This window comes from Pyramidobacter sp. CG50-2, assembly GCF_003612005.1.
Lineage (GTDB): Bacteria > Synergistota > Synergistia > Synergistales > Dethiosulfovibrionaceae > Pyramidobacter.
Genome location: NZ_RAWT01000021.1, coordinates 14,344 through 38,001, shown reverse-complemented (window position 1 = coordinate 38,001; position 23,658 = coordinate 14,344). Strand labels below are relative to the sequence as shown.

At 61.8% G+C, this 23,658-nt stretch carries 19 protein-coding genes and 1 riboswitch; of the genes, 5 read left to right on the top strand and 14 right to left on the bottom strand.

Annotation, left to right across the window (positions count from 1 at the left end; all coding sequences use genetic code 11):
* Window positions 1-360 precede the first annotated feature (360 nt).
* Together D7D26_RS05975 and D7D26_RS05970 are read right to left on the bottom strand one after the other, a co-directional pair.
* On the bottom strand, window positions 361-1,458 hold the full coding sequence (locus tag D7D26_RS05975; RefSeq protein WP_120372416.1) for a GNAT family N-acetyltransferase: 1,098 nt from the start codon (window positions 1,456-1,458) through the stop codon (window positions 361-363).
* Between the two features lie 28 nt (window positions 1,459-1,486).
* A complete protein-coding gene (locus D7D26_RS05970) occupies window positions 1,487-1,942 on the bottom strand; it encodes a flavodoxin (RefSeq protein ID WP_158606284.1) in 456 nt (151 codons plus the stop codon).
* Window positions 1,943-2,556: 614 nt separating this feature from the next.
* On the opposite strand from D7D26_RS05970, the gene D7D26_RS05965 reads away from it, so the two are divergent.
* Complete coding sequence (locus tag D7D26_RS05965) at window positions 2,557-3,222, top strand: L-2-amino-thiazoline-4-carboxylic acid hydrolase (protein ID WP_120372414.1); 666 nt, start codon at window positions 2,557-2,559, stop codon at window positions 3,220-3,222.
* A gap of 88 nt (window positions 3,223-3,310) precedes the next feature.
* Window positions 3,311-4,177: a 2,3-bisphosphoglycerate-dependent phosphoglycerate mutase gene (locus D7D26_RS05960; RefSeq protein WP_233543478.1), complete on the top strand. Its 867-nt coding sequence runs from the start codon at window positions 3,311-3,313 to the stop codon at window positions 4,175-4,177.
* Between the two features lie 246 nt (window positions 4,178-4,423).
* Here D7D26_RS05960 and D7D26_RS05955 read toward each other — a convergent pair whose 3' ends face one another.
* The 5 genes from D7D26_RS05955 to D7D26_RS05935 form a co-directional block, all read right to left on the bottom strand.
* Window positions 4,424-5,080, bottom strand: coding sequence for a DUF4276 family protein (locus D7D26_RS05955; protein ID WP_120372412.1), 657 nt, complete (start codon window positions 5,078-5,080; stop codon window positions 4,424-4,426).
* A gap of 2 nt (window positions 5,081-5,082) precedes the next feature.
* Window positions 5,083-6,198 (bottom strand): AAA family ATPase, encoded by a 1,116-nt coding sequence (locus D7D26_RS05950; RefSeq protein WP_199674713.1) that lies wholly within the window; start codon window positions 6,196-6,198, stop codon window positions 5,083-5,085.
* Between the two features lie 67 nt (window positions 6,199-6,265).
* Entirely contained in the window at window positions 6,266-7,330 is a 1,065-nt protein-coding gene (locus tag D7D26_RS05945; protein WP_120372411.1) for an ABC transporter ATP-binding protein, read from the bottom strand.
* A gap of 18 nt (window positions 7,331-7,348) precedes the next feature.
* Window positions 7,349-9,058 carry an ABC transporter permease gene (locus D7D26_RS05940; protein WP_199674712.1) on the bottom strand — a complete coding sequence of 570 codons (1,710 nt, stop codon included), beginning with the start codon at window positions 9,056-9,058 and terminating at the stop codon, window positions 7,349-7,351.
* Window positions 9,059-9,337: 279 nt separating this feature from the next.
* Window positions 9,338-10,345, bottom strand: a complete 1,008-nt coding sequence (locus D7D26_RS05935; RefSeq protein ID WP_078015513.1) for an ABC transporter substrate-binding protein — start codon at window positions 10,343-10,345, stop codon at window positions 9,338-9,340.
* Window positions 10,346-10,554: 209 nt separating this feature from the next.
* Here D7D26_RS05935 and D7D26_RS05930 point away from each other — a divergent pair, with 209 nt between their 5' ends.
* Together D7D26_RS05930 and fliB are read left to right on the top strand one after the other, a co-directional pair.
* Window positions 10,555-11,139 (top strand): flavodoxin, encoded by a 585-nt coding sequence (locus D7D26_RS05930; protein ID WP_120372410.1) that lies wholly within the window; start codon window positions 10,555-10,557, stop codon window positions 11,137-11,139.
* A gap of 434 nt (window positions 11,140-11,573) precedes the next feature.
* A complete protein-coding gene (gene fliB, locus D7D26_RS05925; protein ID WP_120372409.1) occupies window positions 11,574-12,701 on the top strand; it encodes a flagellin lysine-N-methylase in 1,128 nt (375 codons plus the stop codon).
* 74 nt (window positions 12,702-12,775) lie between these two features.
* Here fliB and D7D26_RS05920 read toward each other — a convergent pair whose 3' ends face one another.
* Window positions 12,776-13,651 carry a cupin domain-containing protein gene (locus D7D26_RS05920; RefSeq protein WP_078015516.1) on the bottom strand — a complete coding sequence of 292 codons (876 nt, stop codon included), beginning with the start codon at window positions 13,649-13,651 and terminating at the stop codon, window positions 12,776-12,778.
* A 229-nt stretch (window positions 13,652-13,880) separates the two neighbouring features.
* On the opposite strand from D7D26_RS05920, the gene D7D26_RS05915 reads away from it, so the two are divergent.
* The gene (locus D7D26_RS05915) at window positions 13,881-14,672 is read left to right on the top strand and encodes a class I SAM-dependent methyltransferase (protein WP_120372408.1); all 792 of its coding nucleotides are present in this window, start codon (window positions 13,881-13,883) and stop codon (window positions 14,670-14,672) included.
* A gap of 245 nt (window positions 14,673-14,917) precedes the next feature.
* Here the strand turns inward: D7D26_RS05915 and nrdG are convergent, their stop codons facing one another.
* From nrdG to scpA, 6 genes are all read right to left on the bottom strand, one after another.
* Window positions 14,918-15,445, bottom strand: a complete 528-nt coding sequence (gene nrdG / locus D7D26_RS05910) for an anaerobic ribonucleoside-triphosphate reductase activating protein (RefSeq protein ID WP_078015528.1) — start codon at window positions 15,443-15,445, stop codon at window positions 14,918-14,920.
* Window positions 15,442-17,826 (bottom strand): anaerobic ribonucleoside triphosphate reductase, encoded by a 2,385-nt coding sequence (locus D7D26_RS05905; RefSeq protein ID WP_120372417.1) that lies wholly within the window; start codon window positions 17,824-17,826, stop codon window positions 15,442-15,444. The genes nrdG and D7D26_RS05905 overlap by 4 nt, the downstream gene beginning before the upstream one ends.
* A 216-nt stretch (window positions 17,827-18,042) precedes the next feature.
* Complete coding sequence (locus D7D26_RS05900; RefSeq protein ID WP_199674710.1) at window positions 18,043-18,345, bottom strand: hypothetical protein; 303 nt, start codon at window positions 18,343-18,345, stop codon at window positions 18,043-18,045.
* On the bottom strand, window positions 18,338-19,843 hold the full coding sequence (locus tag D7D26_RS05895) for a succinate CoA transferase (RefSeq protein ID WP_233543477.1): 1,506 nt from the start codon (window positions 19,841-19,843) through the stop codon (window positions 18,338-18,340). The genes D7D26_RS05900 and D7D26_RS05895 overlap by 8 nt, the downstream gene beginning before the upstream one ends.
* Before the next feature lie 144 nt (window positions 19,844-19,987).
* Window positions 19,988-20,178, bottom strand: a riboswitch (cobalamin riboswitch).
* A gap of 115 nt (window positions 20,179-20,293) precedes the next feature.
* Entirely contained in the window at window positions 20,294-21,424 is a 1,131-nt protein-coding gene (meaB, locus tag D7D26_RS05890) for a methylmalonyl Co-A mutase-associated GTPase MeaB (RefSeq protein ID WP_078015530.1), read from the bottom strand.
* Between the two features lie 32 nt (window positions 21,425-21,456).
* Complete coding sequence (gene scpA / locus D7D26_RS05885; RefSeq protein WP_120372407.1) at window positions 21,457-23,655, bottom strand: methylmalonyl-CoA mutase; 2,199 nt, start codon at window positions 23,653-23,655, stop codon at window positions 21,457-21,459.
* Window positions 23,656-23,658 lie beyond the last annotated feature (3 nt).

Genomic DNA, 23,658 nt, shown 5'->3' with positions numbered 1-23,658 from the left:
TTTCAGTTGAGGGGCACTTTTGTATGCTCTTTTTTCGGACAATTTCCTCGTAACAGCTTTTCATCCCCTTGAATTTGCTCCGTTAGCGCAATCTTGATCGTTATTATGTGTTCGTAATGACTGCTTGCTGCTTTTGTCCTGTCAAAGTAAATGCAACCCCGTCGCATTTACTTTGACGAGGTTGCATTTACTCTGAAAATTTACCAAAAGAATTGAGCAAAAACATTTTCAGACAGCAAAATGCCTGAAGCGAAAAACAATAAACCGCGAAAAAATGCGGGAGCGGATAGCCGGCAGAGGCCGGGCATTCGCTCCCGCATTTTTTCGCGGCGTCCAGCGCGGGATCCCGCGCCGGCAAAACTAACGCCGTGAATTTTCCGAGAAGGGATCGTCGTCCGGGTCGTCGTTCCAGCGGTACTCGATCTGGCGCGCGATCTCCGCCGCCCGTTCGCGGCCGAAGCGGTCGGCGACGAAGCCCAGCGCCATGTCCATGCCCGCGGAAACGCCCGAGGACGTGTAGAATTTGCCGTCTTTCGTCCAGCGCGCGCGGTCGCGCCACAGGACTTTTTCGCCGCACGACGTGGCCCAGGCCAGGGCGCGCTTGTTCGACGTGGCTTCGTGCCCGTCCAGCGCGCCGCACCCGGCCAGCAGCGCCGAGCCGGTGCAGACGGACAGGCAGTAGGTGGAAGCGTCGGCCAGTTCCCGCAGCATGGCGAGAAACTCTCCGTCGCCGGCCAGCGGCCGCGTACCCCGGCCGCCCGGCAGCAGCAGCGCGCCGCGCGGGTCGGCCGCCGAGAGCGGTTCGGTGAGGACGCGCAGCCCCTGGGCGTTGATCACCTCGCCGCCGCCGCGCGAGAACCAGCGCAGCCGGTAGTCGCCGATGTGAGCGAGGATCTCCGCGGGGCCGAAGACGTCGAGCGTCTCGTAACCTTCGAAAAGGAACGCGTTCACGTCGAGCGAACGTCCGGGCAGGTCGGTCTTCTCGCGGCGCAGACCGCGGTATAGTCCGTCCTCCACGGTCCCGGCGGCGCGGAAGCCGAGATTCTCGTAAAAACGGTTCAGTTTCGCGTTGTCCGCGGCGCAGTCGAGGCGCAGCGCGCGTTTTCCCAGCGCCGCCGCCCGCTCGCCGGCCAGCCGCAGGAACTCGCGTCCCGCACCGCGGCCGCGCAGCGACGAGACCAGGTTGTGCACGGACAACGCCGGCAGCGGCGCGTCGCGCCAGCGCAGATCCTCTTCGAGCAGGACCGCCGCCGCGACCGCTTCGCCGCCGTCGTCGAGCGCGAACAGTTTGCCCTCGCGCAGCATCCGCTCGTAGTAGCCGCGCGGGTAGACTTCCCGGTAGTTCGTGACGTTCCACTGCCGGATGCCCGTTTCGTCCATCCAGCGGATGCGCGCGTCGATCAGCGCTTCGATCCGTTCCAGGTCGCCGCCGCGGGCGGCGCGAAATCGAGAGGTCATGAGAAAATCCCCTGTCTGAGAACGTCCGTTATTCCGTTTTCAGCCACTCTGCGACGCCCTCGTCCGTCAGCTTGTTGGCGTCAAGGCAGTCCTTGACGTCGCCGGCGCAGTGGGCGCGGATCTTCCCCGCGCTGCCGCGCGGGCCGCTGCCGCCGTGCGTGCAGAACGGCCAGACCGTCTTGCCGGAAAAGTCGTACTGCGACAGGAAGCTGACGACGGCTTGCGGGCAGGTGAACCACCACACGGGAAACCCCAGCGCGACGCGGTCGTAAGCGGCGAAGTCCTCCACGCGGCCCGTCAGCTTGGGCAGCTCGCCGGTGAGCTGTTCTTTTTTGCCGACGATCACCGTGCCGGCGTAGCTTTGCGGATACGCCTTCTCCGTCTTGATCTCGAACAGGTCGCCGCCCGTAACGCGCGCGATCTGCTCGGCTTTGCCCCGGGTCGTGCCCGATTTGGAGAAGTACGCGATCAAAAGTTTAGCCATGAAAACCATCCTTTCCGCAAAAAATTTTCGCAGCGCGGCGGACGGGCGTTTGGCGCGAAGAACGCGCGCCCGGCTTGGCCGCGTCTTTATTGTATCATGCGGACCGTTTCTCCTGCGCGGCGGCGGGAAGAGACTTTTCCACAGCGCGCGGCCCGTTCCGTCTTTTTCGACCGACGACAAAAGCCGCCGCTGTCCAGCCCGCCGCGATAGGTTGATTGTCGGCGGAACTATGCACGCCGGGACGCCCGGGGCATGTGGAAAACGCGGTCTGATCTTTGGCTCCACGGGGACTTTTGAAACCACGATGCGAAGACTATCCACAGAAGCGGCACATTATCCACAAAATAATGTGTATAAGTCGGCTTGATTGTCGATAGTCTTTCCGCAATAACGCGGAGGTTTTCTGGCGATAAAAGTTTTGATACGTCCGTTCCCGGCCTCAAAACGAGCGGAGCCGCCGCGTCCGGCTTGACAACGTTCCGTTGCTTCGATATCTTCATGGGCAGGAAATTCTTGAAGAAGGAGGCGTTTCCCTTGCGTGACTCAAAAAAAATCTCTGCTGCGCCGCCGACCTGCGGACGCGGCCCCGCAGGCGCTTCGGCGGGAGCGGCGCGATGAGACGCGAAGCCGCCGCCCCCTTTTTCTCCATGCTGCGCGGCATGGCGGCTGCGGTCGCCGCGCAGCTTGCGGGCGGGTTCGAAGAAGCCGAGGTCCGCGCCATGCTGGCGCGGGCGGACGAAGCATTTCAAGCCGACATCCCGTTCATTCCCGAGGTCGGCGCCGACAACCCCTGGCTCAAGAGCCTCGTCGGCGTCGCCTGGCTGTCGGGCGTGTGGCTCCAACTGGAAAAGCGCGGCTGGAGCCTGCCGCGCATCTCCCTGGCGACGCAGAAAGCGCTGGCCGCTTTCGCCCAATCCAGCCTTCCCGCGGAAAAGCGTTCCGCCATGGGCGCGGCCATGTGCTCGCCGGAGCTGGCCGAAAAGATCGCCGCGCGCTCGCGCGAACGCCGCTTCCCTGACGACTGGCTCGTCGAAGCTGTGTTGCCGCGCGAAGGCGAATCTTTCGACGTCGGCTACGACGTCTTCAAGTGCCCCGTCGTCCAGTACCTTGAGGAGCGCGGCCTGCGGCGCTTCGCCGCCTGGTTCTGCCGCGACGACTACCCGCTCCATGCCGCCATGGGCGTCCGCCTCGAACGGACGCGGACGCTCGCCGACGGGGCGGACCGCTGCGATTTCAGGCTGAAACTTTGTGAAGAACCGTTCACACAGATCATGGAGTAGTCGCCGCGTTTTGCTTGACAAGGTCCCGCCGTTTGATTATCTTAAAGCGGCAAAAACATCTTTTGACTTTTTACAGGAGGCGATTTGTTTGAAGAACCTGAAACGGCTTTTGGGAGCGCTGGCCCTGCTGACGGTCCTGGCGGCTTCCGCCTGGGCGGCGCCCAAGAACGTGACGCTGGTGCTGCTCCGTCACGGCGAGAGCGAATGGAACCTCGAGGACCGCTTCACCGGCTGGTCCGACGTGCGCCTGACCCGCAAAGGCGTGAAAGGCGCTTTCAACGCCGGCATCGCCATGAAGAACGCCGATCTGACGTTCGACGTCGTGCACACCTCGCTGTTGAGCCGCGCCATCGCCACCGCCTGGCTGGCCATGAGCGCCCTGGACTGCCGCTGGCTGCCCGTGGAGAAGTTTTGGCGCCTCAACGAGCGCTGCTACGGCGACCTCGAGGGCAAGACCCGCACGGAAGTGGCCGAAGCCGTCGGCAAGGAGCAGGTCGACATCTGGCGCCGCAGCTACGACGTGCCGCCTCCGGCCCTGGCCTACGAGGACCCTCGTTCGCCCGTGCACGATCCCCGCTATGCCAACCTTGACCGCCGCTTTATCCCTCAGGCCGAGAGTCTCAAGGACGTGATCGCCCGCGAAGCGCCCTATTGGAGCGACACGCTCGCCCCCACGCTCCGCGCCGGCATGAACGTGCTCGTGGTCGGTCACAGCACCGCCCTGCGCGCCCTCTCCTCGTGGGTCGAGCCTCACCTGACCCCGGAAGAGCTGCAGAAGCTCGAGATCCCCAACTCCACGCCCGTGGTCTACAATCTCGAGATCAGCGACGACGGTTTCAACGTCGTCTCCCGCGAAGTCATGAAGGTCGAAGACGTGCCTTTGCCGCCGCCTCCCGAGGCCGACAAACCCGCGGAAAAGCCGGCCGAAGCTCCCGCTCCGGCCGCCGGCAAATAACCGCGGACACAACTGAAAACATCGAAAACGAAAAAGCGGCCGAGGGGCGATGAATTGGACTTCACCGCCTTGCGGACGCTTTTATCGTTTCGTCATATTTTTTGAGTACGTTACCCGAACGCCGTCGACGACTGGCTCCAAGACAAAATGTTCCACGTGGAACATTCCGTACGATTTCGTTGAGGACTTTGCCGCGATGGCGGTATTTTCTGTCTACGGAAAAAAGCTCGCCTCACATCGATAACATCAAGAGGTCCCCATCGCCGCGATTCCCGCGATCCATTTCCGGAAATACGGGCATTGCCCCATTATGACATCCAGCCCCATATCGATTGAAAGCAGCGAACCGTTGATGATCTTGGCGTAACGTGGGATAAGAGCTTCAAGTCGCTTCGACGGCGCGGTTTCGGGAGAATCGTCGATATGTTCTGGCGTGGGGTAGGAATCCCGTATTTTCCGAACGCGGCTCACGACGTCATCATCAGCAATGAGGCGGAACGACTCCGGACGTGAAAATAGTATTCCCTCGAATTCGTGCACCATAAAGTGGAAGTGGCAGTTCGCTTCGCCGATATCGGCATCGATGGCGGACTCTATCGCCTCCATGCGCTCATAGAGATCCCGAATATCGGAGGCAATGCCCGGTGTATTTTCCGGCATGGCTAAATAATCGAACATGGTCGTCACGTATTCGCTACGATGCTGCCTGCAGAGCATGGTGAGTTCCTTCCTGATCTTCGCGTAGTCTCTCACCCCGCCCCTGTACTTCTTGACCGCCGTGCGCTTCGTCTGGCAGACGATCGGGACGACGATAATGCCGATATCGAGTAAATAAGGGTACAGCACTTTGTCGACAAAGGATTCTTCCGTCTGGCCTTCGCAATAAATATAGACCCGCGTCATTGTTAAGGCCGACCTCCCAGCAGATTCTTTTTCCACAGCTCCCCCAGAGAGTAATCCTCCTCGAGCCACGCCTTCAAAGCGTCCGCGTCCAGCCGTTTGAATTCCGATCCGTTTTCGCCCCTGTCAACGACGATCACGTCTTCGGCGTCGAATTCGTTGAGCAGCTCGACGGACTGGGTCGATACGATGATTTGCTTTTCGTCCGCAAGCTGCCGTACCATTTCGGAAAAGATGGCGATCGCATAGGGATGGAGTCCCAGTTCCGGCTCGTCGACAACAATCGTGGCCGGCTGCAGTTCATGAGGCTGAAGAAGCAGCGTCGCCAGACAAATGAAGCGAAGCGTGCCGTCCGAAAGCTGGGAAGCGTTGAAGATGTCGTCGCAACCGACCTGGCGCCATTTCAGCACGATCTGCTCCTCGTTGCCCTCCTGCGGTTCGAGAACGAAATCGGAAAAATACGGAGCGATCAGACGGATCGTCCGAACTATTTCATCGTAGTCCCGTTTATAGCTGTTTTTCAAGCGATACAGGAACGCGGCCAGATTCGCCGCGTCGTACATGAGGACTTTGCTGTTGGAAATATTGTGCTCCTGCTTGACCCTCGCACTCCGCCCCGTGTCATGAAAATGGTAGACCCGCCAGTTCTGTTTTTGCAGAATGGGAATGACGTACTGATCGATATTGTTGCCTGCGCCATTCTCCCACATCGATTCGCCGTGCCCTCGGCCGACGTTGCTCTCGTTCTCCCATTGTCCGTGATAACAAAAGTATTCCTTGCGGAAAATTAGCCTGTTGTCGTCGGTCGGGACCAGGATAAAGCCATAGGAATTATGACCGAAGAACACCTCGAAAGCGAGCTCGTCCGTCTCTTTACGGCCTTTGTAGAGAAGCGCATTTACGCCGCTCTGAGCGACAAAAACCTGGAGATTTTTCGACAGGATGTTCTGCAGCAGAGAAAAGGCGGAGATAAAGTTGGATTTTCCCGCGCCGTTGCTGCCGATAAGGACATTGATCCTGCCGAAATCAAGGTCGCAATCCTTAATGGACTTATAGCCGCTGATTTTCATCCGGCTCAGCTGATCGCCTTGCAAAAGCATGGATGTTTCACTCCCCTTCATGAGATCTTAAGGTAACGGACAGAGTCTTTTTCGCGGATCGCTTCGCGATTTCCCCGCCGCTCCCCCGCTACGATAAAATCTGCGTCTGGTCTTCGCCGTCGTCCTCGAAGACGAGATACTCGTCGAAGTCGAGCCACAGCTCTTCGCCCTCGGGGATCTGGCCGTAAGTGTGGCCGGCGGCGATCACGCGCACATCGGCGGCGCCGATGCGCACGCGGCAGTCGTTGGTGTCGCCGAGATAATAGGCTTTGGCCAGCGCGCCCTTGAGCACGCCGCGGTCGCGGCGCATGACCATGTTCTCGGGGCGCACGGCCACCACCACGGGACCGCGCCGCCCGCCGCCGTACGCCATCCACTGGCCGCCGGGAAAGTCGACGCGCCCTTCCGAGGCGTCGCCGCGGATGAAGTTGATCTTGCCGACGAAATCGGCCACGAATTGATTGGCCGGGCGACGGTAAACGTTCGTCGGCGTGTCCATCTGCTGCACCGCGCCTTTGTTGAAGACAATGACGCGGTCGCTCATGGCCATGGCCTCGGTCTGGTCGTGGGTGACGTAGACCACGGTGATGCCGAAGCGGCGCTGCATGTCTTTGATCTCGAAGCGCATCGATTCGCGCAGCTTGGCGTCGAGGTTGGAAAGCGGCTCGTCGAGCAGCAGCACGCGTGGATTGCACACCAGCGCGCGCCCCAGCGCGACGCGTTGCTGCTGACCGCCGGAAAGCTCGTTGGGCAGGCGCTTGACGTACTGCGTCAGGTGAACGGCCTCCAAAATGTCGAAGACGCGCTTCTTGATTTCGTCGCGGGGCAGGCCCTGGATCTTGAGCGGATAGGCGACGTTGTCGAACACGTTCATGTGCGGCCACACGGCGTAGGTCTGAAAGACCATGCCGATGTTGCGGCGGTTGGGCGGCACGAATTGCCCGCGACCGCTGACCACCGCGTCGTCGATGAGGATCTCGCCCGAAGTGGGCTTCTCGAAGCCGGCGATCATGCGCAGCATCGTGGTCTTGCCGCAGCCGGAAGGTCCCAGCAGCGTCACGAACTCGCGATCGCGGAAGACGCTGCTGAACTTTTGGATCACCTGCGCGCTGCCGTAGGATTTGGTCACTTCGTTCAACGTAATCGAGGACATGCGAAAAGCGCTCCTTGTCTAAATCGAGAACTCGCCCTTGGTGAGCTTGTTGAGGATCCAGTTGACGACGGCCACCAGCCCGAGGATCCCCGTGGCGATGGCCGCGGCGGTCTGCTGGCTGTGGTAGGTCTGATAGGTGAACAGCTCGTAGCCGATCGTCTTGGTGTCGGTGGAGTAGAGCAGCGTCGACATGGTCAGCTCGTAGAAGCTGGGCATGAAGATCAGAAACCACCCCGCCACGATCGACGGCGCGATCAGCGGCAGCGTCACGTCCCTGAAACTGCGCAGCCAGCCCGCGCCGGAAATCAGCGACGCCTCTTCCAGCGACGGGTGGATCTGGCTCATGGCCGACACCACCGTGCGCATTCCCATCAGCAGATATTTGATCATGTAGGCGACGATCATGATCGTCAGCGTGTTGTAAATGTTGATGCCGAAGCGCCCCGACATCGTCATGATCAGCGCCAGGGCGATGACCACGCTGGGCGTTCCGCTGCCGACCGTGATCAGAAAGTCGGGGATGCGCCGTCCCTTGGCCTGCGTGCGCGTCAGCAGCCAGGCCATCGCGCAGGAGATCGCCATGCCCGCCGTGGCCGCCGCCGAGGCGGCGACGAGGCTGTTCTTGGCCGTGTCGAGGATGCCCTTGCGCGTGAAGAGGATGTGCCAGTAGCGCGTCGTGAAGTTGGAGGCCGTCAACGCCTTGCCGAGGTTCTTCGTGAACGACGTCATCGCCACCGTGGCGAACGGCAGCACCACCACGACCAGCGCGAACAGCGCCACCAGGACCGTGACCGGCAGACGCCAGCGCCCCAGCTCGACGATGTTGGGGCGCGTCGACTTGCCCGACACGGTGATATACTGCTTTCTGCCGCACAGGAACGTCGACGCGTAAAGCACCAGATTGGCGATCAGCATCAGCGACACCGCCAGCGTGGTGGCGTCCGTCAGGCCTTCCGCCGAGCCCACGTAAACGTAGTCGATGATGCGCGTCGTCACCGTGTCGATCTGCCCCGGCGCGCCGATGATGGAGGGGATGCCGTAGCACGACGCCGCCGAGACGAAGACCAGCAGCCCCGCGGCGACGATCGACGGCAGCATGATCGGGAACGTCACCGTCAGCACCGTCTTCAGCGGCGAGGCGCCCGAGATCTTCGAAGCCTCTTCCAGCGAGGGATCCATCTTCTCCATGGCGCGCGAGATGGTGATGAAGGCGTAGGGATAGTAAAACGTCGTCAGCACCCAGACCAGCCCGCCGATGCTGTAGATGTTGAACGGGTTTTCCGCCAGTCCGAAAAGACGCGCCAGCCACACGTTCAGCGTGCCCACGCGCGGGTTGAGCAGCCGCAGCCAGGCCATCGCCCCCACGTAGGGCGGCACCATGTACGTCGTCACGAACAGCGTGCGGAAGAACCGCCGTCCGTACATGTCGGTGCGCCCCACCAGCCACGCCAGCGGAAAGGCGATCAGCACGCCGAAGACCATCGACAGCCCCGCCGTCGCCAGCGTGTTGCGCAGCGCTTCCCAGTTCAGCTTGTACGTGTAGATGCGCTCGAACGCGGCCAGCGAGAAGGCGCCGTCGGCGAAGAACGAACGGACGACCAGATAGCACATCGGAAACACGTTGAACAGAACCAGAAAGCCGACGATCGCGAGGATCAGCAGCGCCTTCGCGTCGAACCGGAAACGGCGCGGATTTTGTATTGTTGGTGGATTTCCGCTCGCAAGCACCCAAACAGCCCCGCCTTCAGAAGATTTTGTCTGCGCGCCCCGCGGACGCCGAGCGCCGGAACGCCATTATTATACAGGAAATCGGAGCGCGAAAGCCTTCCGCGCTCCCCGACCGATCCATCATACGTTCATCGCCGGGTTCCGTCAAACGGAATCATTGCCGCCAACGCGAAAAGCCTGACGACCGAAACGGCCGTCAGGCTTTTCGCATAACTCTCTTGCGGAGGCGGGACTTCTGTTTTTTTCGATTCTCCGCCCTGCCGTGGTATTTGTTTGACCCTACTTGGCGGCGTTCTTGACGCGCTCTTCGAAGTTGGTCCTCAGTTCGGCGCGCTCGTCGAGGCAGCGCTGCCAGTTCACGGGCATGGAGTCGGCGACGATGTCCGCCGTGGCGATCGCGTCGTAGGGCGCTTCGGGATAATCCTTGCGCACGGAGTGCATCCATGCCTTGACGATGTACTTCTGCCCCTCCGCGGAGAGGAACCAGTCGGTCAGCTCTTCGCAGACTTTTTCGTGCCCGTGGGCGCTCCACTCGTTCTTCACGGTCATGATCGGCGAGGGCACGCAGATCGTGCCGTCTTCGGGATAGATCACTTCGATGGCGCTGTCTTCCTCTTCGCGCTTTTTCAGCACCGACTCTTCGAGGATCATGATCTCCTTGCATTCGCCCGTCTCCAGCTTGGTCAGCGCCACCGAGCCGGATTCGACCATGACGCGGTTGGCGCCCAGTTTGTCGTAGTATCCGTAGCCGTATTTGTCCTTCAGCGCCGAGATGGCGACGAGCGCCGTGCCCGACGTGAGCGGGTTCGACATGGAACCGACGCCTTTCATGGATTCACCGGCGAAATCGCCGAACGTGCGGGGCACGTCTTCTTTCTTGTACTTCTCGGGATTGTACGCCAGGATCATGTTGCTGACGCGCACGGGATACCAGCAGCCTTCGGGGTCGTATTCGAAGGCCAGATGCGCCGCTTCCTTGGAGAGGTAGGGATGGAGGACGCCCTTCGCCTTGAGCTCCAGCGCGTAGGACGGGTCGGCCACCATGAGGATGTCGCAGCCCAGCTTTTGAGTGTCCATCTCCGCCGCGATCTTGGCCTGCAGCGTGCCGGTGCCGCCGTAGAAGAACTCGACGTCGTAGTCGGGGAACTTCTCCGCGAGCACGTCGGTCATCGCCTCGATGATGTCCTCGTACATCGAGGTGTAGATCGTCACCTTGGGCCTTTCAGCCGCCCAGGCCGCGCCTGCCGCCATCCACGCCGTCAGAATCAGAACCGCAAACTTTTTCATGTGCATCCTCCCGAACCGTTGATTTTTATGGTACGGCCCCAGTCTAACACAAAGAAAGGAAAAATGCAGACGCGCCTTTCGGCTCGCCGAAGCGTAGGGCGCGCTCCGGGCGCGTGTCATTGGAGCGAGCTTCAGTGTTATACTGACGCCGGACGGCGGGATCCCGTCCCCGGTCAAAAAAGTTTTCACACAAAAAGGAGTGGTTCCACATGAAAAAGTGCATTCTCGCGCTGAGCGTCCTGGCCCTGGCCGCCGGCTGCGCCCTGGCCGCGCCGCGGGGCAAAGCGCTCGTCGCCGTGTTCTCCAAGACCGGCGAGCAGTACAATGTCGGCGTCATTCAAGAAGGCAACACCATGATCGTCGCCAAGATGATCGCCGCTGCTGCCGGCGCCGACCTGTTCGAGATCAGGACCGTCAACGCTTACCCCGAAGGCTATGACGAAACCACCGACGTCGCCAAAAAGGAACTGCGCGCGGGCGTGCGCCCCGAACTGGCGGAGGACAAAGATATCGGCGCCTACGACACCGTCTTTCTCGGTTATCCGATCTGGTGGGGCGAAATGCCCATGGCCGTGTTCACCTTCCTCGAATCCCACGACTGGAAGGGCAAAACCGTGATCCCGTTCGCCACCCACGAAGGCAGCGGCATGGGGCGCACGCAGGAGTCGCTGCGAAAAGCCCTGCCCGACGCCACAGTCCTCGGCGGCCTTGCCGTGCGCGGCGCCGTCGCCCAGAACGAACGCACTCAGGCCCAACAGGCCGTGACCGAGTGGCTCGCGAAACTGGGGTTTTAAAAAGGCATTCCTTGTTGACTCAAAGGCTGATGCTTATCCTTAATCGGAATCGAATGACTTAACAGCGAACTGCTAGCGCCTCGAAGAAGCCCAGTTGCTTGCAGCCTCCAACGAACTATGTTAATGCTTTTTGTCAAAAATCAGTGTGACATATATCGCGTTTCCGGAGGCGTCAGGAACTTCCTGATGCAGAAGTGTGACGCGCGGTAAACGCCGCGGGATGTCATGGCGAGGAGGCGGAAGCCGCCTCAAAAGTTTTTTCCCCTTTTTGCCATGCCATGATGGCTCGAAAGAGCCGAAGCTCTTTGGGACAAAAATATAAATTATAATTTGCATTATGTATTTATAAAAACCTCATCGACAGCGTCACGCAGAATTATAATTCGTTCGAAAAGCTCTGCGCTTTTTCAACCTGTCCGAAGAGGTTTTTATAAATGGCTGAAATTCAGCAAATTCTCGTGCCGGAATATTTTCCAAAATTCCAGTGCAAGTGCGGCGCCTGTCGGTCGTGCTGCTGCAGTGGCTGGGGCGTCAGCGTGTCGCGGACGGATTACTTCCGCCTCCTGGGGATGAACTGCACGGCCTCGCTGCGCAAGCGTCTGGACCGGGCTTTTTCCGTGCTCCCCGACGCGACGCCCGAGCGTTACGCGGGGCTGAACCACGACTGGCGGGGGCGCTGCTACCTGCAGAGGGAAGACGGGTACTGCGCGCTGCAGCGGGAGCGCGGCGAAGCGGCGATCCCCGGCGTGTGCCGGCTCTATCCGCGCGGTCTGCGCGCCGCCTTCGAAGGGGAATGCGCCTGCGCCAACAGCTGCGAGCGCACTCTGGAGCTGCTTCTGGAGCAGCGGGAGCCGCTGCGCTTTTTGCTCATCGAAAAGCCCGCTTCGCTGCCCGACTTCCGGATCGGAGAGAATCCCGAAGCGGCCCGCCGCGACCGGGAACGGCGCGACCGTTGTCTGGCGATCTTACAGGATCGCCGCCGCTCCGTGCCGCAGCGTCTGATGGATTTGGGCGCGTTGGCCGGGCTTGTCTCCGCAAGCCCGGAGCCCGACCGCGCGGAATCGTTCCGCCTCTGCGCGCTGCTGTTGAGCGAGCTGGCCGGCGGCAGCCTGAGCCTGAGCGGCTATGCCAGCGAAGCTTTCGCCTTGTACGGCGTTCCTTTCGCGGCGGGCTCGTTCAAAGCGGTCTCGGCCGCGGAGCTCGCGCCCGCCGTGGAGAGATACGTCCGCTTCTCGGACGAATTCGCGGCGGATTTTCCCGTCTGGCCGACCTTCGCCGAACATCTGTTGGTGAATCACGTCTTCTTCGCCGGCTTTCCCGGCTCCGCCGCGGCGGAATCGATGAAAAAAGAGCTTGCCGCTTTTTGCGCCGTCTACGCGCTGACGCGCTTCATGGCCGTGGGCTGGACGCGGGAACATCGGAGCGCAGAGGCGTTGGTCGACGTCTGCGCCGCCGCGTTCCGCTTCATCGAGCACGGCAGCTTCGCCCGGAACGCGCCCATCGTCCTGCGCGAAGCCCGCGCCCTCTCGCCCGACGGCGTGGCGAAGCTGGCGCTGGGGTAAAAAAATGAAAACGCAAAGGCAGGAAAGGGAGAACGTTCTCCCTTTCCTGCCTTTGCGTTTCGTGAATCGTCCGGTTATTTGGCGATCTTCAGCGCGTGGTTCTTGGCGATCAGGTCGATGAAGACCAGATCCTGATCGTTGTCGTTGCGCAGCGCGTGGCTTTCGCCGGGGCCGGCGATGGTGACGGATTTTGGCCCGACTTCGATCTCCTTGCCGTCGCTGCCGGTGAAAACGCCCGTGCCGGCGATGATGATGTAGGTGTCGTCGTTATCGACGTGCGGATGCATGCCGATGGAAGCCCCCTTCTTCAGGGTCATCCGGCCGATCTCCTTGATGGCCTGATCGTCGGTGGCCTGCTCGCGGCGGAAGGCGAACTTGCCGTAGAGCACGCCCGTGCCCTTGCCTGCGCCGGCCTTCTCGACGTTCTTGTCGAAAAGGTCTTTCAGCTGGAAACATTGACCGGTGGGGTTCTGCGCGATCGCCTCGAGATTGGCGGCGTTGTTCTTGGCGATGATGTCGAGGAAGACGAGGTCTTCCTTGTAAAGGTTGGCGAGGCCGTGAGCCTGTCCCGGGCGGGCCAGCGTCATGTCGCCGGGGCCGACGACCCAGGCGTTGCCGTTGCCGTCGGTGAAAACGCCCTTGCCGGAGATGATCAGGTAGGCGTCCTCGTTGTCCTTGTGGGCGTGCAGGCCGATGTAGGCGCCGGGTTTCAGCGTCATCCAGCCGATCTCCTTGATCGCGTCGTCTTCGAGCGCCTGTTCGCGGCGGAAGGCGAACTCGCCGTGCAGCGTGCCCATGCCGCCGCCGGCTCCTTCCTTGTCGAGGACGAAGAGCTGTTCGGCCGTGTAGCACTGGCCGTGCTTCTGCGGCTTCAGCTCCACGGCGGCGAAGGCCGCGCCGGCGCCCAGCAGCGCGGCAGCGAGACAGATCCCAGTGAGATACTTCTTCATCAAAAACTCCTCCTTTGGAAATAAAGATAGCGTTAAACATGAAAAGTTTACAATTGATTTCAGAAAAATTCAAGCCTGAAAATGCGGAAGAGGGAAGCGATCCTTCGTGACATGAAAACGAAATCGCTTTTGCGGAGCCAGCGGAAAAGAAGCGTTCTCTTTCACTGAGTACGTTCCTGTGGTAGAATTTTCTTGATTAAACAAGACTAACTAAGGAGGGATGACTTCAATGAACTCTTCAAAAAAAGCGGACTACGGCAACTGGGTCCCACGGAAGCTGATGAACGCCTTGTGGGGAATCTTCCTGGGGCTGCTGTTCCTTGTGATCCTGAACGCGCTGTTCTGGCGCGATGCGGCCGCGGCGCTGCTGCTGGGCGCGTTCAGCGCTCTGTCGTTAGCTGCCGCCGCGTACATGCAGTACTGCCGGAGGACGATCGACCTGCGCGGCGGCGGCCTTTCCGGGAAGTTCTACGACGAGCTGCTGGATCACCTTGCCTGGCAGGGGCAGGGACGGCTGCTGGATATCGGCTGCGGTTCGGGAGCGCTGTCGATCTGCTGCGCGCGCCGCTTCCCCGCCGCGCAGGTTATCGGCGTCGATTACTGGAGCGGCGTGTGGGATTACTCGCAAAAACAATGCGAAGAGAACGCCCGACTCGAAGGCTGCGACGGCCGGGTCGGTTTTCGGCACGGCGATGCGGCCCGTCTGGAGTTCGCCGATGAAAGTTTCGACGCCGCCGTCAGCTGCTTTGTCTTTCACGAGGTGAAGACGATCTCCGGACGGTCGAAACGCCCCGTCGTCGAGGAAGCGCTGCGCGTGGTGAAAAAGGGCGGAAGTTTCGCCTTCGTCGACCTGTTTGATCGGTCGGCGCTCTATGGCGACATGGGGGAGTTCGTGCGGCGGCTGAAAGACAGCGGCCTGCGGGAAGTGAATTATATCCCCCGCGCCGGCGCGGCCTTTGTTCCCGCGCTCGCGCGCCCCGTGATGGCGTCGGGCGTGGGGCTGCTCTACGGCGTAAAATAGCGCTCCTCCTGCCCCGGCTCGGAGTCGCGGAGCGGTATCGAATTTTTCGTATGTAAATCCGCCCCGGTTTTTATGAGGTCCGGTACAAAGTGTTCCACGTGGAACATTTTGCGCCGAAAAAAGCTTCGCGCTCCCCGGCGGCGGGAGGGCGTAAACGAAAGGCCGTTCCGAAAAGCGATGAAAACTTCTTCATCGCTTTTCGGAACGGCCTTTTCGGTCTGCGCCCGCATCGCGGCACAGAGCCGCTACATGGCTTGCCGCATGTACTCTTCGATGACGCAGGGGGCCTGCAGGGTCAGGCTTTTTTTCACGTCGAGGATGCGCTGATTGGACGAGCCGCGAAAACGCAGCGAGAGGTCGCGCTTGTCGCGCTCGAAGCGTCCGTCGACGAGCACGTCGATCTGCTCGAGCAGGGCCATGCGGTCCGCCCAGGCCGGATTCTTGCGGTCGGTCAGCTGCTCGAAGGTGAAGCCGGTGAAGGCCCACACGTTCAGTCCGCGCCGGCGCGCCGCGCGGGCCACTTCGGCCAGGGCGCGCGCCTGCAGGAACGGTTCGCCGCCGGAGAGCGTCAGCCCCTGCTGCAAATGCAGCGAATCGAGCTGGGCGATCAGATCGGCCGAATCCATCTCGAAGCCCCCGAAGGGGTTGTGCGTGCAGGGATTGTGGCAGCCCGGGCAGTTGTGAAAGCATCCCTGCGCCCAGATCACCGCCCGCAGCCCCGGCCCGTCGACGATGCTGTCGCGGGTCATCGGACTGGCGAGGCGGATCTTCATTTTCCGCCCGCCTCTTCCTCCGTTTGACACTGATTGTGCTTGACGCGGTCGCGGACCTCGGCGCGTTTGGCGTTGTTGAAGCGGTCCAGCGTTCCCACGAGGTAGCCCGTGATGCGGCGGATGCGCTCGAAGCCGACGGGGCCGTCGCTCTCATGCCGTCCGCAGTGAGGGCACACGTCGCCGGGGATGATGCCCGTGTAGCCGCAGACGGGATCGCGGTCGACGGGGTGATTGACGCTGCCGTAGCCGACTCCTGCCTCTTTCATGGCGCGCACGATGGCTTCGAAGGCTTCGGGATTGTTGGCTCCCAGACCGTCCAGTTCCACGTAGCTGATGTGGCCGCCGTTGGTCAGCGCGTGGTAGGGCGCTTCGCGGGCGATCTTGTCGAAGACGCCGATCTTGTAATAGACGGGCACGTGGAAGGAATTGGTGTAGTACTCGCGGTCGGTGATGCCGGGGATCGCGCCGAACTTTTTGGCGTCGAGGCGGGTGAAACGTCCCGACAATCCCTCCGCCGGCGTGGCGATGAGCGAGAAGTTCAGGTCGTACTGTTCCGAAGCCTGATCCATGCGCTCTCTCATGTGGCGGACGATCTTCAGCCCCAGCTCCTGAGACTCGGCGCTCTCGCCGTGATGCTTGCCCGTCAGGGCCACCAGGCACTCGGCCAGGCCGATAAAACCGACCGTCAGCGTGCCCTGGCGGATCACGTCGCGCAGTTCGTCCTCGTCGTTCATGCCGTCGGAACCTTTCCACACGCCCTGTCCCATCAGGAAGGGAAAGTTCTTGACGCGGCGGCGTCCCTGGATTTCCATGCGTTCCAGCAGCTGGTCGACGACCAGGTCGATCTTGCCGTCGAGATCTTTGAAGAAGGCGTCGAGATCGGTCGCGCCGCCCAGCGCCTGCCCGTGGACGATGCCCAGGCGGGGCAGATTGATGGTGGTGAACGACAGATTGCCGCGGCCGCTCACCGTCGATTCGCCGCAGCGGTTGCCGACCACCCGCGTGCGGCAGCCCATGTAGGTGGCTTCCGTGTCGGGGTCGCCGGGCTTGTAGTATTGGGCGTTGAAGGGCGCGTCGAGGAAGCTGAAATTTGGGAAAAGCCGCTTGGAAGTGACGCGGCACGAAAGCTGAAGCAGGTCGTAGTTGGGGTCGCCGGGATTGTAGTTGACGCCCTCCTTGACCTTGAAGATGAGGATCGGGAAGATCGGTGTCTCGCCGTTGCCCAGTCCCTTTTCGGTCGCCAGCAGCAGGTTGCGCGTGACCATGCGCCCTTCCTCGCTGACGTCGGTGCCGAAGTTGATGCTCGAGAAGGGGACCTGCGCGCCGGCGCGCGAATGCATCGTGTTGAGGTTGTGGATGAAGGCTTCCATGGCCTGATAGGTGCGGTGGTCCGTTTCGGCGAGGGCTTCCTTGCGGGCGAAAGCCTGAAGTTTGCCCAGCTCCGCCTCGCCGGTTTTCAGCGACGCGGCCAAGATGTTCCGCTCGGCCTCGTCCCGTTCGGCGTCGTCCGTCAGGCTGATGGCACGCCCCGTTTCGGTTTCGGCGCGGGCTTCCGCCTCTTTGACGGCGGCCTTCGCGTCGAGGTCGCAAAGCAGTTCCAGCGCCTTGGCGAGATTGCTCACGTACAGCTTGCGGAACGTCTTGCGCACGCCGTCGGCGATGCCGTAGTCGAAATACGGGATGCTCTGGCCGCCGTGCTGATCGTTCTGATTGCTCTGGATGGCGATGGCCGCCAGCGCCGCGTAGCTCATCACGTCCTGCGGCTCGCGCAGGAAACCGTGCCCCGTCGAGAAGCCGCCCTTGAACAGCTTGCGGATGTCGATCTGGCAGCAGGTCAGCGTGCCCATGTTGAGGAAGTCCATGTCGTGGATGTGGATGTCGCCCTCGTCGTGCGCCCTGGCGTGGGCGGGATGGATCACGTGCGTCTTGCAGAACTCGCGCGAGACGGCGCTGCCGTATTCCAGCATCGTGCCCATGGCCGTGTTGCCGTTGATGTTGGCGTTTTCGCGCTTCACGTCGGCGGTCTTGGCGTCGGCGAAGGTGATCTCCTCGATGGCCTTCATCAGGCGGGTGTGGGAGTCGCGCACGCGCGTGCGTTCGTTGCGGTAGGTGATGTAGGCCTCGCTGGTGCGGGCGTGCCCGTTTTCGATCAGCACCTTGACCACCATGTCCTGCACGTCCTCGACGCTGGGCGAGCCGGAGGCGTACTTTTCGTTGAGGCGGCGCACGACCTGCGACGTCAGCCCCTCGGCGATGCGGTAATCGGCGGCGGTTCCCTCTTTCTCCGCCACGGCGGAGGCGGCGAGAAAAATAGCGCGGGTGATGCGGTCTTCGTTGAAGGGCGCCAGACGGCCGTCCCTCTTCTTGATGGTCTCGATCACTTGAAAGGCCTCTCTTTCCAAGAGCGAAATGCGGCGCCCGCAGCGGGCGCGCGAAAAACGGGACGAAGCGGACAGGCTTGCCCGGGATTTTTCGCTGCCATCATACACCATAAAAACGATCTCGTAAAGACAAAAACGCTATATATATTGTAGATTTTAACATTAAGACCCTAGATATGGACATGAACGGCGGGACGCAACGTGCGAAACAGGCGGCTAACGGATCTCCGCCGTCTTTTTCTCAAGCGCTTCGTTGCGAAAGTAGAGCAACGTGTCGATCGAAACCATCGTCACGTTCACGACGTAAAGCGCGACCACGCTCCAGTGCGTGGCGCCGTCCAGCAGGCATTTGCCGATTCCGGCCAGATAGCCGACGATGATGACGACGAGAAAAAGCAGACTTTTGCCCCTGCTGCTGCGCGAGGTCCACGATTTGTAGATGGAGATGGGCCAGGCGGCGCCGAAGCAGATCAGCATGGTGATCTCGAGAAGCGATTTCAAAAACATGATTTCAGTCATTCCCTTTCTCCGATTCGTTTTCTTCGGGGCGATAATCCTGCGTCCAGCGCTGCGGATCTTCCGGCGCGAAGCCGTGACGGAAGCCGGGGCGCGCGAAGCTGCGCTCGACGAACGCCTGCAGCGCCGGGCGGAATTTGGGATGCGCGCAGTTTTCGATCAGCGCGCGGGCGCGCTCGTAGGCCGTGAGCCCGCGCAGATCGGCGCAGCCCTGTTCGGTGATGATCACGTGAGGGTCGTGTTCCGTGTGGTCCACGTGCGCCACATGCGGGACGATGCAGGAGATCGTTCCGTTCTTCGCCGTCGACGGCGTGGTGAACACCGAGAGCGCGGCGTTGCGCGCGAAGTCTCCCGAGCCGCCGAGGCCGTTGACGATCTGGCAGCCGCCGATGTGCGTGGAGTTGACGTTGCCCTCGAGGTCGACTTCCAGCGCCGTGTTCACGGCGATGACGCCGAGGCGGCGGATCACTTCCGGCGAGTTGCTGATCTCCACGGGGCGCAGGATGATCTTGTACTTGTACATTTCCAGACTTTTGTAAAAGGCGTCGATGCGCTCGGGCGAGATGGTCAGCGCCGTCCCCGAGGCGAACGAGACGCGTTCCGTCTCGATCAGGTCGAGCACGGAGTCCTGCAGTACTTCCGAATAGATGGAAAGGTTGCGGAATTTGGACTTCTGTAGCCCGCCCAGCACGGCGTTGGCCATGTTGCCGACGCCGGACTGGATCGGCGGCAGCTTGCGCGGCAGCCGGCCGCAGGCCACTTCGTTCTCGAGGAAAGCGACCAGGTAATCGGCCATGATCTGCGATCTCGCATCGGTCTGCGCCAGATGGCGCGTCGAGTCGGGGATGTCGGTGACGACCACGGCGGCGATCTTGTCGGGGCGGCAGCGGATGTAGGGCATGCCGACGCGGTTGTTGGGGCGCACGATCGGGATCGGTTCGGTCTCCTTCATGCGGCGCGGGCTGTACACGTCGTGCATGCCTTCCAGCTTGACGGGCTGGGCCGTGTTGACCTCGACGATCACCTTCTCGGCGTATTCCGCCAGCACGTTGGAACAGCCTACCGACGTGCTGGGGATGATGTTGCCCTCGTCGTCGATGCCGATCGCTTCGATGATGGCCACGTCGATTGTGCCGAAGTAGCCGTTTTTGATCCAGAAGGGCACCTGGCTGAGGTGCATGTCCACGTAGGCGAGGCGGTCGTCGTTGGCCAGCTCGCGCACGCTCTGGTTGGTCTGGTAGGGATAGCGCCGTTCGAGCACGCCGGCGCGCGCCAGCCGCCCGTCGAGCTCGTCGCCGACGGAAGCGCCGGTGATCAGCTTGATGCGGATCTTCTCGCCGCGTTCGGCCCGGCGGGCCAGCGCCATGGGAACGGCCTTGGGATACCCGGCCATGGTGAAGCCGCTCGTGCCGACGGTCATGCCGTCCTTGATCAGCTCGGCGGCCTGCGCCGCCGACATGGTCTTGCTCTCTGCCTCGCGATTGCTGATGCGGTTGTACACGTTTTTTCCTTCCTTTCGGCGCGGCGCCGTCCCATGCGAAAAAAAATTCTTCCGGCATCTCATGCCGAAAGAACGTCCGCTGCCGGGGCCTCGATCAGAAAGAAAGGTCTGAAGCAGCACACACGTTCCGTCGCTCGCGAAAACTTTTTTGTGCTCAGCGCGGCAAGTCTTCTGGCTCAAGCCCATGGAGCCTTCTCCGCCTTCCCATGAGCGCGAAGCTCACAGTGGCGCGTGGAGAAGCGGGGGCTTTTACAGCGGCGGGACCGCTCGGGATTCTCACCCGATTCCTTTTTGATCGAGGCGCAACGCCTCGAACCGTGCTGATTATTCGATTGAGTTTCTGAGACAGATTATAGCAGAAAAAATGGAAGCGGGAAAAAAAGAACGTTTTCCTCGCTTCCATTTTTTTGTTCGGGAAAGAGCGGTGTCTGATGAACGGCGGAGCGAGGATTACCGTCCGCCTTGGAACAGCTCGCGCTCCATTACGTCGATGATCTCTTGGGCGGCCTGCGTGGGCGGCAATTTGCCCGCGGTGACCTCCTCCTCGATGCGCGCCTTGGCGGCGGCGATGGCCTGGTTGGCGCCGATGAGGTTTTCCAGATGTTCCTGCGCCATGTCGTTGACCCATTTGAGCACTTGTTCTTTGCGCCGTTTTTCGAAGACGCCGTTGCCGCGCACGGTCCTGAAGAACTCCTCGACCACGCCCCACATCTCGGGGATTCCCTCGCCCGTCAGCGACGAACAGGTGTAGGCTCGGCTGACCCAGCCTTCCGTGGCGGGACGCAGGTAGTGGAGCATCATGTCGAAGTCGGCGCGCGCCGACAGCGCTTTGACTTTGTTGTCGCCGTCGGCCTTGTTGACGAGGATCGAATCGGCGATCTCCATGATACCCTTCTTGATGCCCTGCAGGTCGTCGCCCGCGCCGGTGAGCGCCACCATGAGGAAGTAATCCACCATGTTGCGCACGGTCGTTTCGCTCTGGCCGACGCCGACGGTCTCGACGAGGACCACGTCGTAGCCCGCGGCCTCGACGAGCAGCAGCGTCTCGCGGCTCTTGCGCGTGACGCCGCCGAGCGTGCCGCCCGAAGGGGAGGGACGCACGAAAGCGTTGGAGTGGCGCGACAGCTTTTCCATGCGCGTCTTGTCGCCGAGGACGCTGCCCTTGGTGACGGTGCTGCTGGGGTCGACGGCGAGCACGGCAACGCGGTGCCCGTGATCGCACAGCCACGAGCCGAGCGCTTCGATGAAGGTGCTCTTGCCGGCGCCGGGTACGCCGGTGATGCCGACGCGCATGGATCTGCCCGTGTGGGGCAGCAGCTTTTGGATCAGTTCCTGCGCTGTGGCGAAGTGTTTCGGAGCGTTGCTTTCGATCAGCGTGATGGCCCGCGACAGGATCGCGCGGTCGCCGTTCAGGATGCCCCGCGCGTATTCGTCGACGGAAAGATTGCGCCTCACGGGCTGGACGTTGGCGGCCGTGGGGCCGCCGGTGTCATCCACGCCCTTCGTCACGAAACAGGCGAATTCGCTGCCGGCATTTTGCGGCTGCCAGTCGGGCTGGTACGTGTTGTTTTCGATGCTCATCGGGTTTTTCTCCTTTTCGGCCGGAGGAAGCTTTACTGCGAAGCTCCTTCCTGGGCGGCAAGACGCTTGTTCAACACTTGCAGCATCTCGCGGGCAGCGGCGGGGATGACCGTGCCGGGGCCGAAGATGCAGGCGGCGCCGTGGTCGTACAGGAACTGGTAGTCCTGCGCCGGGATGACGCCGCCGGCAACGACCATGATGTCGCCGCGGCCGCGCTTTTCCAGCTCTTCGACGAGCTGCGGCAGCAGCGTTTTGTGGCCGGCGGCCAGCGAGCTCATGCCGACGATGTGGACGTCGTTGTCCACGGCGTCCTGAGCGGTCTCGGCCGGCGTCTGGAACAGCGGCCCGACGTCGACGTCGAAGCCCATGTCCGCATAGGCGGTGGCGACCACCTTGGCGCCGCGATCGTGGCCGTCCTGTCCCATCTTGGCGACCATGATACGGGGGCGGCGCCCTTCGCGCTTCTCGAAGTCGTCGGTCATCTGACGGACTTCCTTGATCACCTCGTCGTCGGCGAATTCGCTGCTGTACACTCCGGAAATCGAACGGATCACGGCTTTGTGCCTCCCGCACACTTTTTCGATGGCAAAGGAAATTTCGCCCAGCGACGCGCGCGCGCGGGCCGCTTCGACGGACAGCTCGAGCAGGTTGCCCTCGCCGCTTTCCATGGCGTGGGTGATGGCGTCGAGGCACTGCCGCACTTTTTCGGGATCGCGGCCGGCGCGCAGCTTTTCGAGGCGCGCGATCTGCGCCTGACGCACGGCGGTGTTGTCGACGTCGAGAATGTCGAGCGGGTCTTCCTTCTCGAGCGGGAAGTAATTGATGCCGACGATCTTTTCGTTGCCGGAGTCGATGTGGGCCTGGCGGCGGGCCGCGGCCTCTTCGATGCGCATCTTGGGGAGGCCGGTGTCAATGGCCTTGGCCATGCCGCCGAGGCTTTCGACTTCCTGAATGTGCGCCCAGGCGCGGCGGATCAGCTCGTCGGTGAGGGCTTCCACGTAGTAGGAGCCGCCCCACGGGTCGATGACCTTGCAGACCTTTGTCTCGTCCTGGATGTAGAGCTGCGTGTTGCGCGCGATGCGGGCGGAAAAATCCGTGGGCAGGGCGATGGCTTCGTCGAGGGCGTTGGTGTGCAGCGACTGGGTGTGTCCGAGCGCGGCGGCCATGGCCTCGACGCAGGTGCGCGTGACGTTGTTGAAGGGATCCTGGGCGGTCAGGCTCCAGCCCGAAGTCTGCGAGTGCGTGCGCAGCGCCATGGACTTGGTGTTCTTGGGGTCGAACTGTTTGACGATCTTGCCCCAGAGCATGCGCGCGGCGCGCATCTTGGCCACTTCCATGAAGTAGTTCTTGCCGATGGCCCAGAAGAAGGAGAGGCGCGGCGCGAAATCGTCGATGCCCAGCCCGGCCTTCATGCCGGTGCGGATGTACTCGAGGCCGTCGGCCAGCGTGTAGCCCAGTTCGATGTCGGCGGTGGCGCCGGCTTCCTGCATGTGATAGCCGGAAATGGAGATGCAGTTGAACTTGGGCATGTTGCGCGAGGTGAAGGCGAAGATGTCGCCGATGATGCGCATGGAGGCCGCGGGGGGGTAGATGTAGGTGTTGCGCACCATGAACTCCTTGAGGATGTCGTTCTGGATCGTGCCGCTCAGGACTTTCATGTCGACGCCCTGTTCCTGCGCGGCGACGATGTAGAAGGCCATGACGGGCAGCACGGCGCCGTTCATGGTCATGGAGACGGACATCTGCCCCAGCGGGATGCCGGAGAAGAGGATCTCCATGTCGAGGATCGAATCGACGGCCACGCCGGCCTTGCCGACGTCGCCGACGACGCGCGGGTGGTCGGAATCGTAGCCGCGGTGCGTGGCCAGGTCGAAAGCGATGGAAAGCCCCTTCTGTCCGGCGGCGAGATTGCGGCGGTAGAACGCGTTCGACTCCTCGGCCGTGGAAAAACCGGCGTACTGGCGCACCGTCCAGGGACGGGCGACGTACATGGTGGGATACGGCCCGCGCAGGAACGGCGGGATGCCGGCCATGGAGCCGAGGTGATGCATGCCGGCGTAGTCGTCGGCGGTATAGAGCGGCTTGACGTCGATCTGCTCCATGGTGCGCGTGCACAGTTCGGAGACGGAACGGCCCGTCTCCCTGAGGACGCGCGCTTCCCAGTCCTGACGCGACTCGGCGCGGCTCTCTTCCTTGAAAGCGATCTTGGTGAAATCAGGATTCTGATACATGGT